This is a genomic window from Paenibacillus sp. Pae15, assembly GCF_024519685.1.
GTDB lineage: Bacteria > Bacillota > Bacilli > Paenibacillales > NBRC-103111 > Paenibacillus_G > Paenibacillus_G naphthalenovorans.
Genome location: NZ_JALJRM010000033.1, coordinates 40,951 through 56,570, shown reverse-complemented (window position 1 = coordinate 56,570; position 15,620 = coordinate 40,951). Strand labels below are relative to the sequence as shown.

12 protein-coding genes and 1 pseudogene are annotated in these 15,620 nt (G+C 51.9%); 8 read left to right on the top strand and 5 right to left on the bottom strand.

Going from position 1 to position 15,620, the window contains the following annotated elements; genetic code table 11:
* Positions 1 to 122, bottom strand: a pseudogene (locus tag NR121_RS25495) (transposase); the annotation flags it as partial.
* Between the two features lie 479 nt (positions 123 to 601).
* Between NR121_RS25495 and NR121_RS21625 the strand changes: the two are divergent.
* The gene (locus NR121_RS21625) at positions 602 to 2,779 is read left to right on the top strand and encodes a methyl-accepting chemotaxis protein (RefSeq protein WP_256831918.1); all 2,178 of its coding nucleotides are present in this window, start codon (positions 602 to 604) and stop codon (positions 2,777 to 2,779) included.
* Positions 2,780 to 2,906: 127 nt separating this feature from the next.
* On the top strand, positions 2,907 to 4,712 hold the full coding sequence (locus tag NR121_RS21620; protein WP_256831917.1) for a peptidoglycan D,D-transpeptidase FtsI family protein: 1,806 nt from the start codon (positions 2,907 to 2,909) through the stop codon (positions 4,710 to 4,712).
* A gap of 2 nt (positions 4,713 to 4,714) precedes the next feature.
* Here the strand turns inward: NR121_RS21620 and NR121_RS21615 are convergent, their stop codons facing one another.
* From NR121_RS21615 to NR121_RS21605, 3 genes are all read right to left on the bottom strand, one after another.
* Positions 4,715 to 5,998: an ATP-binding protein gene (locus NR121_RS21615; RefSeq protein WP_256831916.1), complete on the bottom strand. Its 1,284-nt coding sequence runs from the start codon at positions 5,996 to 5,998 to the stop codon at positions 4,715 to 4,717.
* 180 nt (positions 5,999 to 6,178) lie between these two features.
* Positions 6,179 to 7,123: an NAD-dependent epimerase/dehydratase family protein gene (locus NR121_RS21610; RefSeq protein ID WP_054820175.1), complete on the bottom strand. Its 945-nt coding sequence runs from the start codon at positions 7,121 to 7,123 to the stop codon at positions 6,179 to 6,181.
* A gap of 64 nt (positions 7,124 to 7,187) precedes the next feature.
* Positions 7,188 to 8,249, bottom strand: coding sequence for a metallophosphoesterase family protein (locus tag NR121_RS21605; RefSeq protein WP_062409190.1), 1,062 nt, complete (start codon positions 8,247 to 8,249; stop codon positions 7,188 to 7,190).
* A 230-nt stretch (positions 8,250 to 8,479) separates the two neighbouring features.
* On the opposite strand from NR121_RS21605, the gene NR121_RS21600 reads away from it, so the two are divergent.
* From NR121_RS21600 to NR121_RS21590, 3 genes are all read left to right on the top strand, one after another.
* Positions 8,480 to 9,706 carry a DUF2157 domain-containing protein gene (locus NR121_RS21600; RefSeq protein WP_054820174.1) on the top strand — a complete coding sequence of 409 codons (1,227 nt, stop codon included), beginning with the start codon at positions 8,480 to 8,482 and terminating at the stop codon, positions 9,704 to 9,706.
* Positions 9,699 to 10,241: a GDYXXLXY domain-containing protein gene (locus NR121_RS21595; protein ID WP_137670139.1), complete on the top strand. Its 543-nt coding sequence runs from the start codon at positions 9,699 to 9,701 to the stop codon at positions 10,239 to 10,241. Before NR121_RS21600 ends, NR121_RS21595 begins: the two co-directional genes overlap by 8 nt.
* Positions 10,242 to 10,352: 111 nt before the next feature.
* Positions 10,353 to 11,186 carry a lipoate--protein ligase family protein gene (locus NR121_RS21590; protein ID WP_054820173.1) on the top strand — a complete coding sequence of 278 codons (834 nt, stop codon included), beginning with the start codon at positions 10,353 to 10,355 and terminating at the stop codon, positions 11,184 to 11,186.
* Positions 11,187 to 11,198: 12 nt separating this feature from the next.
* Here the strand turns inward: NR121_RS21590 and NR121_RS21585 are convergent, their stop codons facing one another.
* Positions 11,199 to 11,927, bottom strand: coding sequence for an alpha/beta hydrolase (locus NR121_RS21585; RefSeq protein WP_062409189.1), 729 nt, complete (start codon positions 11,925 to 11,927; stop codon positions 11,199 to 11,201).
* A gap of 222 nt (positions 11,928 to 12,149) precedes the next feature.
* Here NR121_RS21585 and pdhA point away from each other — a divergent pair, with 222 nt between their 5' ends.
* From pdhA to NR121_RS21570, 3 genes are read left to right on the top strand one after another with little or no spacing between them, the layout of a single operon-like run.
* Positions 12,150 to 13,220, top strand: coding sequence for a pyruvate dehydrogenase (acetyl-transferring) E1 component subunit alpha (pdhA, locus tag NR121_RS21580; protein ID WP_062409188.1), 1,071 nt, complete (start codon positions 12,150 to 12,152; stop codon positions 13,218 to 13,220).
* Positions 13,221 to 13,239: 19 nt separating this feature from the next.
* The gene (locus tag NR121_RS21575; RefSeq protein ID WP_054820342.1) at positions 13,240 to 14,220 is read left to right on the top strand and encodes an alpha-ketoacid dehydrogenase subunit beta; all 981 of its coding nucleotides are present in this window, start codon (positions 13,240 to 13,242) and stop codon (positions 14,218 to 14,220) included.
* 32 nt (positions 14,221 to 14,252) lie between these two features.
* Positions 14,253 to 15,620, top strand: a complete 1,368-nt coding sequence (locus NR121_RS21570; protein WP_062409187.1) for a dihydrolipoamide acetyltransferase family protein — start codon at positions 14,253 to 14,255, stop codon at positions 15,618 to 15,620.

Sequence of the window (15,620 nt, the reverse complement as noted above, 5' to 3'; positions counted from 1 at the left end):
CACCCGACCTCCAGGCTCACTTTGGGCAAGCCGCGAAGCAGGAGACGCCGGAAGTTCCGGTTGTTTTTCATTTGTCCAAACACACTCTCCGGTTCGATCATACGTCGAACCGACAACGCGTAGCAAGAAAAAAAGTGAGGGCAAGCCCCGTAAAGTAGCCGTGATCGCTTGCGCCAACAAGTTATTACATCACGTCTACGCTTTGCTAAAAAAAGGGCACCCTACACTTCATAAAACACCAATTATAAGTAGAAACAACCATAAACTTCCATTGTATGGAGGTTTATTTGTCATGCTTAGAAAATAGTATACAAACTATTTATCTGTCAAGCAATCAAAAGTGTTGACAAACCATTGGCTGGTTTTTATTGATAGTCTAAAAAGACTATAAATTTTTTGTTGATTTGTCCCGATATATAATAAGTCAGCTGTGTTTTTTGTCATATTCGCTGGAAAACTCTTTTATTAGATTGGGGCGATAGAACTATATTTTTTGAATTATGCAGGAAAAATAAAAGGATTATGGCTAAACTTGTCGAATACGTACAAGTTGTGTTTTTACACATTCAGCTAAATATACCAAATCTAGGTGGTGGTCTCTGTGAAGAACTACTGGTCTTCACTCAAAGCCAGCCTGCAAAAAGCCGGCAAAGCATTTACAGCACAGATTCGTTTGAAATTTTCCAACAGGCGTAACCGTCAAGGGGCGCCCAATGCTTCACGTGCCATCGATGCGATAAAGGGGATCAGGTTGAATAACTTGTTCAAATCGGTTGGAACAAAGCTGTTTATCATTTTTCTTTTGAGTATCTGGTTTTTCGTCTTGAGCGTGGGTTTCATTTCTTATTTCATTTCCAAAGACGTGATTCAAAGAAAGGTGGCCGAAGCCTCCGAACAGACGATTGTTCAAGCGGGGCAAAAGCTGGATATTCTGTACAATACATATGAAGATTTATCCATGCAAATTTTAATCGACGAAGATCTGAGGAACGTGCTGAAGGAGTTGAATCAGCTAGACAAAAACAGCTATGAATATCTCGTGCTTCGTCAAAAGCTTGGAGAAAGGCTAAACGTATATTCATATTCGAATAAAGCCATTACCTCCATACAATTAATGAATTCCGCCGGAGATCCGTTGGCAGGGTCAGGAGGCACCCTTAAAAGCGAGGGCTTGGGACAAGAAAGCTGGTTCAAATCTATCCTGGACAACAACGGAGCCGTTTCCTGGCTGGGGACCAAGCAGGGCGGATTCTCACAAAACGTCGGAGTCCCCGGTGCGGCCAGCTTCGCATTGGGACGGCTGTTGAAGGTTACCAACGATTATCATGTGGTCTTGTTGATGGAGATCAATCTGGACGTCATTGATAAAGAATTAAGCTCCATTAATATGGGCGAAGGCGGAAGAACGATTATTGCCGGTCCGAATATGGAATTGATTTATCATGCAGATCGGACGACCATCGGAAATGACAGCAATCTCGGCGTTGCCAAGGAATCGTTTGAAAATGACATGGGCAGGCTGCTCAGCGACAATAAAAACATGCAGCTGGTGTACTACAAATCCCAAAAGAACCATTGGCTGCTCGTGGGCGAGATGCCTGTGGACGAGCTGGTCAAAGACGCCAAAACGATATCCAATATGACTTGGCTGATGACCGCTGTCGCAGCGGTGATTTCAGTCATCATCGGTTATTTTATCGCCCAAATGATCGGAAGGCCGATCATTATGCTCCGGAACTTGATGAAACAGGGAGAGCAGGGAGATTTAAGAGTCCGAATGACGGTCAAACGGAATGATGAAATCGGCCAGCTGGGTGAAAGCTTCAATCAAATGATGGAGAAAATCACCGGACTCGTGCAGCAAACCAATCAGTCTGCGCAGGATGTGCTCAATACCGCCGGTGAATTGTCCGAGGCTTCGAAGCAGACGGCCATTTCCGCCAAGGAGATCGCCGTCGCAACGGAGGAAATAGCCAACGGGGCATCCAGCCTGGCTGCGGAATCGGAGCGGGGGAATGAATTAACCCACAACATCGGCTTGCAAATGAAAAACGTGGTGGATGCGAACATCGTTATGGGCTCATCCGCATCGGAAGTTCAGAAGTCGAGTAAACAAGGGATTGAATATATGTCCCAGTTGATCGGCAAGACGAATACGACGGAAGCGATGACCCGGGAAATGGTGGAGAAGGTAGATAACCTGAAGGACAGCACCAGCTCCATCCGAAAAATTCTGGAAATGCTGAACAGCATTACGAAGCAAACGAACATCCTGTCCTTAAATGCGACCATCGAGGCGGCCAGAGCGGGTGCGGCAGGCAAAGGATTCATGGTGGTAGCCGACGAAATCCGCAAGCTCGCGGATCAGTCCCGTCAATCGATTGCGGTTGTGGGTGAAATTACCGAGAAGATACAAAAGGAGATAGACGAAACGGTAAGCGTACTTTCCCAGGCTTATCCGATATTCCAGGAGCAGATTCAATCCGTTAAAGAGGCGGATTCCATCTTCAAGCAGGTTGATTCGCAAATGGGCGGGTTGATTGACAGGCTCTCGGAAGTGACGGAATCGATCAGCCAATTGGAATCTTCGCAAATGATATTGAATGACGCGATGACGAATGTGAGCGCTGTGGCGCAGCAATCGTCAGCGACCTCGGAGGAGGTTGCTTCCTTAAGCTCGGAACAGCTGAACATCAGCAGCAGTCTTGTGAAGCTGTCAGACAAGCTCGAAGAGCTGTCCAATTCGTTGAAGGAGTCTCTTTCCAAATTCCAGGTATAGCCTAAAGCCTTTCCCTGTAAGCGGGGAAAGGCTTTTTTTTGCCGTCCATCGCCGTCAAGAAACGTTTGGAGCTCATGACAACTGAACATACTGTTACTAGATTACAGGCATTAAAGGAGATTCCGGCATGAATGACGAAACCGAGCTGAAAAAGCATCGCATGTTCCTTGCTTTACTTCTGATTGTCGGTCTTTTGGCCGTCTGGAACATCAGATTATTCTGGATTCAAGTCGTCGCCACCCGCAGCTTCACAGGCAGGGGCATCGATTTACTGGCGAACTCTGTGATTCAGCGGGAAAACGGAATAGTTCTGGACAGCGGCAGAGGAGATTTCGTTGACCGGAACGGCGATCCGCTCACCGGTAAAGAGTTGAAGGTGCTGACGGTGTTTCCTGTACGCGAGGAGGGCAGTGCGGGAGGACGGCGGGAGGAGTCGCTGAACCGGATTGCAGAATGGATGGGAATTCCGGGGAAAGAATGGCATATATTCGTCAGCGGGCTGAAATCACCGGAAATCTGGTCCGAATCGGGCCGGCCCGTCGCGCTTACGGATTCCCAGGCAGAGCGGATTGAAGCGCTCGGATTACCGGATGTCCGGGTGATGCGCTACAAGCAGCGATATGCACAGCAGCAGCCGGCAAGTCATGTCATCGGTTTTATCGGACAAAATCCGGAGCGGATCATGGAGCAGTTTTCAGGCCAAATCCAAAAGGGAGAGCTTCAGCTCACAAGTAAAATCGGGAATGCCGGTCTGGAGAAAACGTTTGATTATTGGCTGCAAGGCATCGGAGCTACCTCGGTTTCTTTATTTACCGACGGGATGAAGCGGCCTTTACCCGGTTTGGATGTGAGAATGATATCGCCCGACAATCCCTACTACCCGCTAAAAATGGTTACGACACTGAACAAAGGCATTCAGAGCCATATTGAATTTCAGATGGAGCGGCTCGGGATTGCGGAAGGAGCGGTTGTCGTGCTGGATATTCGGAACGCGGATACGGTAGCCATGGCAAGCCGTCCTTCGTTTCATCCCGGACACGTCGATCCGACAGAAGGCCATTGGAGCAATAGAGCACTAAAAGCAACCGTCCCGGGCTCGATATTCAAAACAGTGACGGCTGCTGCCGCGTTGGAAGAAAAAGCGGTGCATCCGGACGAAACGTTTGAATGCAACGGAGAGCTTGGAAAGTATGGATTCACCTGCTGGAAAAAGGGGGGACATGGACACTTGACGCTGGAGGAAGGCTTTGCGCAATCCTGCAACATCGTTTTTGCGGAAGCTGCGAAACGTATCGGCGCGGAGAAGCTGGAGCAATATGCGCAAAAGCTCGGGTTGGGGACTCTCGTGGGCTGGTCGGGAGCGGTGCCGGGACAAGCGGACTTCAGGCAGTGGGACGGAGAAGAGAAGGGACAGGTGTATCACCTTTCGACCGATAAAAGAGATGAGGGGGCTTTAGTGCAGACGGCGATCGGGCAGCGGGATGTCCAGGTGACTCCGCTCCAGGTGGCCAATCTGGTCGTAAGCTTATATGCGCAAGGAAAGGTACTCTCGCCGCGCATCGTCCAGGAAATCCGGTTTCAGAACGATCGGCTTCATACCTCTTTCCCTCCAAGAGGGCTTGCACCGGAAGGTGCCGCTCCGATCAGCCCTGATACGGCACAGCGGCTGCTCGCTTGGATGAAAGAGGTGGTAGACCATGGTACCGGTACGGCGCTGCAGGCGGCCAAATGGCCGCTTGCAGGCAAATCGGGAACGGCTCAATTGACCTTGAAGAACGGGAAGCCGGGAGAAAATCATTGGTTCATCGGGTATGGTCCTGCGGATCAGCCCCGTTACGCCGTTGCCGTTCTGGTACAGAATGTGCCGCAAGGATACGGCAACAAGTCCGTTCCTTTGTTCAAGGAAGTCATGGACATTCTTGCTGCTCCGTAAGTCTAGTGATAAGCGGATGAGTGCAGGGAAGGGATCAGAATGGAAAAACAGGTGCCTTTTCCTACTTCGCTTGTCACGTCTATGCGGCCCTGAATGTTCTGAATGGTCCGATAAGTAACCATCATGCCGAGTCCTGTTCCCTTAACGCGCGTAGAATAATATGGCGTCCCCAGCCGCCTTACCTCGTCGGCCGTCATCCCGACGCCGTGGTCGATGATATCGATACATACGGTTTGATTCTGTACTACGCCGACGAGCTGCAGCTTGCCTCCGCCCGGCATCGAATCAATTCCGTTCCTGCACAAGCAAACGATGCACTGCATGAATTTATCCGTATTGGCGCTGATCATCAGCTGATCCTGCAAATGCGTCTCGATGGTCACTCCTTTAAGCTCGGCATACGCTTGCAGCGACTCTACTGCGGCAGCAATAACCGTCTTGGCATCGAACAGCTGCGTTGCATCGAATTGCGGCTTGGCGAATGTCAGGTAGTCGTTGATGATGGATTGGGCTTTGTCCATTTCTTCCAAAACCAGTTGGTTGTAAAATTGGCGTTTGTCTTCGGGCAAATGGCTTTGGCTCATCATCTGCACAAAACCGCGAACAACGGTCAACGGATTGCGAATTTCATGGGCAAACGATGCCGCAAGCTCGCTCAGCATGTTCATCTGATCGTTGTGCTGTATTCGTTTACGCAGATCAAGGTTTTTCTTTATCTGGCGAATGGTATACACGACAAGGATCGAAGTGACCGTGAATATTAAACAGTATAAAGAAAAAAAGATGAAGAAATGACTGCCCACAGGAACACCTTGCAGCCACTGGGTTAGCAGGGCGACAAAGGCCGATATAAGGGAGATCGCAAGTCCCAATAAGGCCCCCTTGACAGGGTCGAGCAGATTGGACGCATCGCCAAGCCTTTTTTGACAATACCACAGCAATATCAGAATAAAGCTTAATAATATCGGAAGCGTATGAAGATCGGAGCTGTTCAAGTGCCAGCCGTACCCCATGATGACGGCGGAAACGCCCAGCGCCGGAACCGGGCCGGCATAAAAAAAGCAGACTGCCAGCGGAATCATGCGGAAGTCGTAGCGGTAGTCCGGATGCCATTCTAACGGGTACGACATACTGAATACGGCAACCAAAGCACAAATAGCGGCTGCGATCCAATGTTTGCTTCTTTCGTCTGTTCGCTGCAGCCGGTCGATCCAAAAAAGCTGGTAAAGCAGTACGGGTGTTATAATAATAAACATGTGAAGCAAAAGTTGACAGATCAGATTCAAAAAACATCACCTTTTAAGGGTATAATCAAAAAACGTATATTCTTTCTTATTCGACAAAATCTTTTAAGTTCCTACATCATGCCAAAAAACCTTTTTCTAACCGAAACGCATACCGGTCTGAAAAAGGTTATTGCTGGAAGAACGGGAAAGCCTAAGGATGAGAGGAGCTCAAGAGACAAATCATTGTGGCGGACAGGATGAGTTCGATCCGTAGAGGCGGCTGTAGTATTCAATCGTTTCACGGAGTCCGCTGCGCAGCGTGACACGGGGCTCCCACCCAAGCTGTTCTTTGGCCGCCGTGTTGTCAAGCCGACTGTGGATGATGTCGCCGGCGCGCGGAGGCATGTAGCGGGGAGCGAACGGCTTGCCGCACAGCTCGCTCATTAGCTTCAGCAGATTATTTACCGAGGTCTGCTTATTCCAGCTGATGTTGTATATTCCTTTGCTCCCGCGTTCAACGGCCGCCAGGTTGGCGCTGACGATATCTTTGACATAAATGAAATCACGGGTTTGCTCGCCGTCCCCGAAAATAACGGTTTGCTGTCCTTGCAGCAGCTGATCCACGAAGACGGACACGACGCCGCCCTCTCCTTTGGGATCCTGACGAATTCCATATACATTGGCATAGCGTAATATGGTGTAATCGATTCCGAATAAATGAGAGAAGATCTCAATGTAATGCTCTGGCGTTTGCTTGGAAATGCCGTAAAAGGAAATCGGGCGGAGTGGATGCCCTTCATCCGCTCCAAGATACTCCGGAGGTCCGTACACAGCGGCAGAAGAAGCATAGATCAGTTTGCGCACTTTATGCTCGCGGCATTGCTCCAGCAGGGCAAGGGTACCCAGAATATTGACTTTTGCATCGAGCAGCGGACGCTCCATGGAAGTTTGCACGTCGATTTGCGCCGCGTGATGAATGACCATATCCGGTTTGGCTTGCTCAAAAACAGCTCCGAGCTGATCCCCTGTAATGTCGATAAGATGAAATATTGCCTTGGGATTCACGTTCTCCCGACGGCCTGTCGTTAAATTATCGACAACATGCACCCGATGTCCCGAATCGATGAGCGCATCCACGATATGTGAGCCAATAAAACCCGCGCCTCCGGTGACCACAAAATTCATTTTCTATTCCTCCAAAGTATAAAATACAATATCGTGAATGGAGGCCAATCACGCCGCACGTTGCTCAGGTTGACTTGCCCGGAAGCAGAGGAACCTTCCAATGCGCTTCTTCGATCCAAGTCCGGGTACTGAATTCCCGTCCGCGAATCACGACTTCATGCGGGTATACCTGTACGTACATTCCCTGTACCGGCGTTCCCGATTGACCGGGGACGGGCCTTGTTTTGCCTACCGAGGCATTGTTGAACCAGTGAAAGGTGTTCTGCCGGTTGTAATGGTCTTCTCCGACAAAGTTGCGGTGACTGTGTCCGGACAGCACGAAGACGTTGATGTAAGGCTCCAGAATGGCGCGGAATCGCTTGGCGCGAATCAACCGATGCGTACCGCCGTCCGTGCCCGGCTCCGGAAGCGGTTGATGGATAAAGACAAAAGCGGGCCGCCCGTCTTTGTGGGCTTTCATCGTTTCTTCAAACCAAGCCAGCTGTTCGTCGGAATACCATGCTCCTTCTCCGACCTCGGGCGTTTCCTGAACGTAAGTCTCCTGGGACAGCATGATGAGATGAACGCCCTTGATCCATACCTCATGATAAGGTTTGTCCTTATACCCGATAAACCGCATAAACCGCTCGCGTGACATGGCGTCCGTTTTGCCGTTGGGCATCGTCTCCGTAGAGAAAGCTCCTTTGGCGTTCAGCCATATATCGTAATAATCGTGGTTGCCCATATTCCCGTACAGCGGTGGAAGCTTATACTCATGGAGTATCGATTGCAGACGTTTGTACTCCGACTCTCTGCCGAAGTCTGTCAAGTCGCCTCCCAGCACGATCGTGTCCACATCCGATTCGAACTTGCTGATGTCTTTCAGCGCCAAATGCAGTCTGCCGTCGAAGACGGAATCCGCCGCGGAAATGTGCAGATCGCTGAGCAGAAAGAAGGAAAGGACAGGGACGGAAAGATCGGAGGAAGCCGTCCGAGCCTCGGGCTGTTGGGAATGATTTCCTCCGGATTTGGTTTCAGTGTATGTATCCGAGGCGCCATTCCATATTTGAGATGCAGTCAGGGCGCCCCCTGACATCAATGTGAGGATGGCCAGCATCTGTTTGACAAAGAGTCTTCTGGACATCATATTCGGACTTTCCCTCCGGGTATTGTGCTAATTAGCTTCATTATAATGGAGCAGGCATAAAAATAGAATAAGCGTTTTGTAAATTTAATGTCGAACGCTGTAATAAATTCGCAGGCTAATGAACGGGTACTATAAGAAATTAGTACTTCCGTTCTTATCCGGCTTGGATATACTAAAATGAACAGGACCTTGCCGGCAGACAGGGTCCGGGACAAAAGGTGGTGTGGCTTATGAGCAGAAAATGGGTGGAAAACCAAGCGCCTCTCTGGATCGAGCGGGGAATTGTAACCCGCGAGCAGGCGAATCAGATTCTGGATTTATATGAAGATAAAAAGCATGCCGTCGGTCTGCTTCCGATTCTCGGAAGCATTCTGCTCGGGCTTGGGATTTTGAGCTTTATTGCGGCCAATTGGCAGGATATTCCGCAGCTCGTCCGGTTGTGCCTGGTGATGGCGGCGATGGCGGGCTTCTACGTTGCGGGGGAGATCATGGTGCGCAGGGGCAGCGATAAGCTGGGCATCGCACTTGTCGCTCTCGGTGTTATTACCTTTGGCGGAGGCATCATCCTCATCGGTCAAATGTTTCATCTGATAGCTTACCATGCGGGAACGTTCATTTTGTGGTCGGCCGCGGGGGTGCTGGCAGCATTCCTCTACCGCAGCCGTTATTTATATTTGCTGAGCTTGCTGCTGGTCAATATTGCCCAGTGGTACAGTGTCAACGAGTTCGATACGTTCAGCTATACGGCTTTCGGTCTGCTGGTGCTGGCACTTGGGACTTATGTCTGGAAGCGGCGCAGCCATCTTCTGATCTGGCTTTTCAGCTTCAGCGTAACGCTGCATCTGCTGATGTGGACGACGTCGGGGCAGATTCCGTTCCTGTGGATGTTCATTCCCGCTATGTCGCTTTATGTGCTGGGCGATTGGCTTGAGGAGCGCCGCGGCGGTTACGCACTGCAGTCGGCGCCGCTTACAGCCGCGTATATATTCGGTGTGTATATGGTCCTGTTCCCGGGCGAATGGAAAGACGGGATGATGGAGCAGCTTCGGCCGGAGCCGCTGTTTTATATCGGAGCACTGGTGCTTCTGTTCGCCGTTTCGCTCGCGGGCAAAATGAAGAACGGAAAAGCTCAAAGCGCGTTCGAATGGGTATTGCTGGTACCGTTTATTTACATGCCTTCGGGGATCGAATTGCTGTACCTGCTCTCGCTGTTCTTTTTCTCGCTGTATGTTTTATGGTGCGGGTATGCACAGGAGTGGCGCTTCAAAATCAACTTCGGCACGCTGCTCTTCATCTGCAGCACGCTGGTGGCTTATGGCAAATTGACTTGGGATTTCATGGACAAATCGCTGTTTTTCATCATCGGCGGAATGATTCTTCTCGGGCTTGGCTGGTTCCTGAACCGCCGGAAAAAACAGGTTTTGGACGATACGAAGGAGGGGATTCGGCATGAGTAACGGGAGCGCGGTTTCGGTAAAGCGCCGTTCCTTGCTTGTGTTTGGACTGGTGCTGCTGCAGGCGCTGGTGCTGGCCGGAGTCGCCGTATCGTATTATGCCGTCGGCTGGTTTGGTCAGGATGTCCGCGTCCGAACGGTGCCTGTCGATCCCAGAGATCTGCTGTATGGGGATTACGTGACCTTAAGTTATGACATCAGCCAGCTGGATCCCTCCTTATGGAAGGATCCCGGCAGCCGGGCGGAGCGGGGCAAAACGATTTTTGTAGTGGCGGCGCCCGGAGCCGATGGGCTGTTTGAGGCCAAGGCGGCCTATGGGTCGAAGCCCTCCGCCGGGCAGGGCGAGGTCGTCCTGAAAGGACGAATCAATTACAACTGGGACGATGCGATTGCCGTGAAATACGGGATTGAAAAATACTACGTTCCGGAGAACACAGGCCAGGCGTTGGAGGAGAAGGCGGACCGGTTGATTGTTCACCTGAAAGTGGCTCCATGGGGCCAAGCAGCGATTCAGGGGTTGGAGGACCGAAAAGACTGAGAGAAAGGGGGCGGATACGCGGATGCCCGCTTGCAACGGAGAGTGTTCCCTTTTACAATAGGGGGTATCTATTTTGAGACGACTTTGAGACGTACATAAAGGGGATAGATCATGAGCAAATTCACCGATCTGCTGATCCTTGATCGGTCCAACGATCTGACGGAACCGGATGTGCTATATCCTTTTGCCTTGGAGGAGCTGCTGTGCAGGCATGTCGGCGAGGGCGGAGCGCCGCTTGTTCATCTTTGGCGGCATCCCCGGGCGTTTGTCATGGGCCTGCGCGACAGCCGTTTGCCGGGAGCGGGGAAAGCAGCCGAATGGCTTGAAAGGGACGGCTATTCCGTGGCCGTGCGCAATTCCGGCGGTGCGGCCGTCCCGCTGGATCTCGGCGTTGTCAATCTATCGCTGATTCTGCCTAAACGCAGGCAGGGAGAAATTGATTTTCGCGATGACTTTGAGCGAATGGTCGAACTCATCCGGCTCACCCTGCAGGAAACCGGGGCGAGCGTGAGTACGGGTGAAGTCCAGGGCGCCTATTGTCCGGGTGATTTTGACCTGAGTATCGGCGGGCGCAAATTTTGCGGCATTGCCCAACGGCGTCAAGCGCACGCTTATGTAGTGCAGGCTTTTGTGGTGGCCGAAGGAACGGGCAGGCAAAAAGCGCGGCTGGCCCGCGAGTTTTATCAACGCGCATCGGATCAAGCGGGCGGCGGTTCGGATCACCCCCGGGTAACGGAGGAGAGCATGGCCAGCTTGGAGGAGCTTACCGGCATCGGCGGCGGCGCCGCGGCGAAGTTTGCCGACGGCGTCAAGCGGGTGATCCGTGACCGGCAAACTCCGGAAGGGATGGAGCGGGCCGCCTCCGGACTGTGGCTGCCTGAACGCGATCAGGTGATAGAGATGATCTGTATGCTGAAGCAGCGTTACGGCATACGAAAAGGATAGCGGCAGCTGCAATCACTTAAGAAATTGCTTCAGCATCCATGGCAGCTCGTTCTGCCAGAAGCCCCATATATGCTTCCCCGGCTTTTCCTCATAGTTGACCAAACAGCTTCTCGCTTCGAGAAGCTGTTTGGTTATTCGATTCGCTTCCACAAAATCGAAGCTCCCCCGATCCGTATGAACCTCTGTTTCATCCAACCCGATCACCATGGACACGTGCAGCCTGGATAAATCGTCCTCCTGCGCAATGCGGTCTCTTGTCGATTGGAAAAATGCGCCCGATAAGGATATAACTTTACAAAATAGGCTAGGATAATCTAAGGCGAGATGCAGGGATACGGTTGCACCCAGAGAATCGCCCGCGATCATCCGTTCGTTTAAGTCCGCCCGTACAGGGTAATGATGTTCAAGGTAGGGCACCAGCTCCCGGGCGAAAAATCGGCAGTATGCGGCAAACCGGCTGCCTTCGGGAGCGTATTCGGAGGTGCGGACCGACTTATCCACGTCCACGCCTACGATGATGGCCGGTTCTATATTCTCGTCATAAATCAAGCGGTTCATGGTGGTGGCGATCCGTCCGAAATTGAAAAAGTCTTCTCCGTCCTGACAGTAAATCACCGGGTATGACAGCAGCTCGTTGTAACCGGGCGGGAGATATATTCGCAAGGAGCGGTCTTCGCCGAGCTCAGCCGAAGATATCGTTTCTTTTACAATGGTCCGTTTGTAGTACAAGCTTTCGTCCATGATAGCCATCTCCTTTGTATTATAATAGTTTTGTCGAAAAGAGGCATCTGTATTACTTATTTTGAGAAACTGTTATAGTGTTATGCATGTGTATATATCATATTTTTCAAGTAAGTTATTGTCTTATTGATAAAAACAGGTTTATAATAATACTATAACAGAAATTTTAAATAATCGACATTTTCATGTTTCTAAAAATCTATCTTAGAGGTGAATTTGATCATGAGCAAGCCGTATATAGTTGACGTGCAAGAAGTTCAGCCGTTGTCCGTTCTGGCTGAGGATGGTACGGTAGTCAATCCGGAAGCGATGCCGAAGCTCTCCGACGATCAGTTAAAGGAAGTTATGCGCCGCATGGTATTTACGCGGACGTGGGATCAACGTGCCGTAAACCTGACCCGTCAGGGCCGTCTTGGTTTTTATGCGCCGGTATCGGGTCAGGAAGCGACGATGATCGGCAGCGAGTTCGCTCTGAATAAGGATGATTTTATTTGTCCGGGGTATCGCGACATGCCTCAGATCGTTTGGCATGGCTTGCCGATGTACCAAGCGTTTTTGTATTCCAGAGGACATCAGCATGGCGGTCAAATTCCGGAAGATGTGCACGTGCTGATGCCGCAGATTATTATCGGAGCCCAGTATCTGCACGCGATGGGTGTAGCCATGGCGTTCAAACAGCGCGGGGAAAAGCGTGTCTCCATCACGTATACCGGCGACGGCGGTTCCTCCGAGGGTGATTTCTACGAAGCGATAAACTTTGCGGGGGCCTTCAAGCTGCCGGCGATTTTCGTCGTTCAAAATAACGGTTATGCCATTACGACTCCGTTCTCCAAGCAAACGGCTGCGTTGTCCATAGCTCACAAAGCGGTAGCGGCGGGGATTAAGGGCGTGCAAGTGGACGGAATGGATGTGCTGGCTGTCATCAAAGCGGTACAGGATGCAGCGGAACGCGGACGCAATGGCGAGGGAGCCACACTGATTGAAGCGGTAACGTACCGGTTCCTGCCGCATTCCATGTCCGGCGACGATCCGTCCAAATACCGTACGAAAGAGGAAACGGCGGAATGGGAACAGAAAGATCCGTTGAACCGCTTCCGCAATTACCTCGTGAGCAAGGGCCTGTGGTCGGAAGAAGAAGAGGCCGCTGTGATCGAGGATGCGAAGAATACGGTGGCGGAGCAAATCAAGAAAGCCGAACAGACGGAAAAAATGACGGTGCCGGGATTGATCGACAGCATGTTCGAAACGACGCCGCAGCATTTGGAAGAGCAGAAAGCGGATTATTTAGCGTAAAGGGGAGGAACCATCAGCCATGGCTCAAATGACAATGATTCAAGCGATCAAGGACGCGATGCGGGTTGAGCTTCAGCGCGATCCTAACGTGGTAATTTTCGGTGAAGACGTGGGGAAAGTCGGAGGCGTATTCCGGGCGACGGAAGGTCTTCAGGCGGAATTCGGGGAAAACCGCGTATTCGATACACCGCTGGCCGAATCGGCGATCGGCGGAATGGCCGTCGGTATGGCGATTCAAGGCTTCCGGCCGATTATGGAAATCCAATTTATCGGATTTATTTTTGAAGCGTTTGACCAAATTGCGGTTCAGGCGGCCAGAATGCGCTACCGTTCCGGCGGCCGTTACCAGGCTCCGATCGTCATTCGCACACCGTTCGGCGGCGGAGTGAAGGCGGCGGAGCTGCACACGGATCCGCTGGAGGGTCTTTTGGTGCAAACGCCGGGGATTAAAGTGGTCGTGCCGTCCAATCCTTATGATGCGAAGGGCTTGTTGATTTCGGCCATTCGCGACAATGATCCGGTCTTTTTCATGGAGCATCTGAATTTATACCGCTCGTTCCGCGCCGAAGTGCCGGAAGGCGAATATACCGTTCCGATCGGCAAAGCCAACGTGGTTCGCGAAGGTTCTGACGTCACCATCATCACATACGGAGCTATGGTGCATACTTCGCTGAAGGCTGCGGAAGAATTGGAAAAAACCCGCGGCGCGAAGGCGGAAGTCATCGACCTGCGCACGCTGATGCCGCTGGACATCGATACGATCGTGGAATCGATCAAAAAGACGAACCGTGCGATCGTGGTACAGGAAGCGCAAAAAACGGCCGGCATTGCGGCGGAGGTCATCGCTCAGATCAACGAAAAGGCGATTTTGCATCTGGAAGCGCCCGTGCTGCGTGTGGCTCCTCCGGATACGGTATATCCTTTCGCACAGATTGAGGATCAATGGCTTCCGAATCCGGCGCGCATCGTAGCCGGTTTGAATAAGGTTCTGGATTTCTAATTCTGATAAATCGTAAGGACGGTGACTGACCGATGGCAAAGTTTGAATACCGTTTTCCCGAGCTGGGCGAGGGCATTCATGAGGGCGAAATTGTCAAGTGGCATGTAAAGCCAGGAGATACGGTAAACGATGAAACGATCCTGATGGACGTGCAAAACGATAAATCGACTGTAGAGGTTCCTTCCCCGGTGGAAGGCAAAATCGTCGAGCTGAAGGTTGACGAAGGCACGGTGTGTACGGTTGGCGATTTGATAGCCATTTTTGAAGTGGAGGGTGAAGTTCCGCAAAGTGCGGGCGGACACGGCGAAGCGCCTGGCGCCGCTGAAGCGGCAGCGCCTGCTGCGGCTGGGGCGGAAACCGGCGCCGAATGCGCGGTGGGCGGAGCTGTTGCGGCGAACGTGAACGCTGCGAAGCTGGATACGCCGATGGCAGGCGGCTCGTCCGCGGCGCAGGGAGCGGCGGCCGGAAGCCAGAAGCGTGAGGTATTGGCTACGCCGAGCGTCCGCAAGCTGGCTCGCGAGAAGGGTGTGAACATCGCGGAAGTGACGGCAACCGGGAAGAACGGGCGCGTGACGAAAGAAGATGTGCTCGGATTTGTGAACGGCGGCGGGAAAGCTGCAGCACCGGAAGCGGCGGAAACGGCGGCTCCTGCAGCATCGAAAGCTGCGCCTGCGGCTTTAACAGCCGCAAGCGGAGACCGCGAGGAAGAGCGCGTACCGCTCAAAGGCATCCGCAAGGCGATCGCCAATGCCATGGTGAAGAGCGTGTACACGGCGCCGCATGTGACGCTGATGGACGAAGTCGACGTGACGCAGCTCGTCGCGCTTCGTACGAAAGCAAAGCCGATTGCCGAGAAGAAAGGCGTCAAGCTGACATACCTGCCGTTCATCGTGAAGGCGCTGGTTGCGGCGGTTCGCCAATTCCCGGTAATGAACGCGATGATCGACGAAGAAAAGCAGGAAATCGTGTACAAAAAGTACTACCACATCGGGATTGCTACCGATACGGATAACGGTCTGATCGTTCCGGTTATTCCGGATGCCGACCGCAAGAGCATGTGGGCTATCGCCGAAGCGATTAAAGATTTGGCGGCGCGCGGCCGCGAGGGCAAACTGGGACCCAACGAGCTGAGAGGCTCGACGATCACCATTACGAACATCGGCTCCGCCGGCGGCATGTTCTTTACTCCGGTCATCAATTTCCCTGAGGTGGCGATTCTTGGAACGGGCCGGATTACGGAAAAGCCTGTAGTGAAAAACGGAGAGATCGTTGTCGCTCCTGTCATGGCATTGTCCTTAAGCTTCGATCACCGTATTATCGACGGTGCTACTGCTCAAAACTTTTTGAATTATATCAAGCAGCTGCTGGCCGATCCGGAACTGCTTGTCATGGAGGTGTAA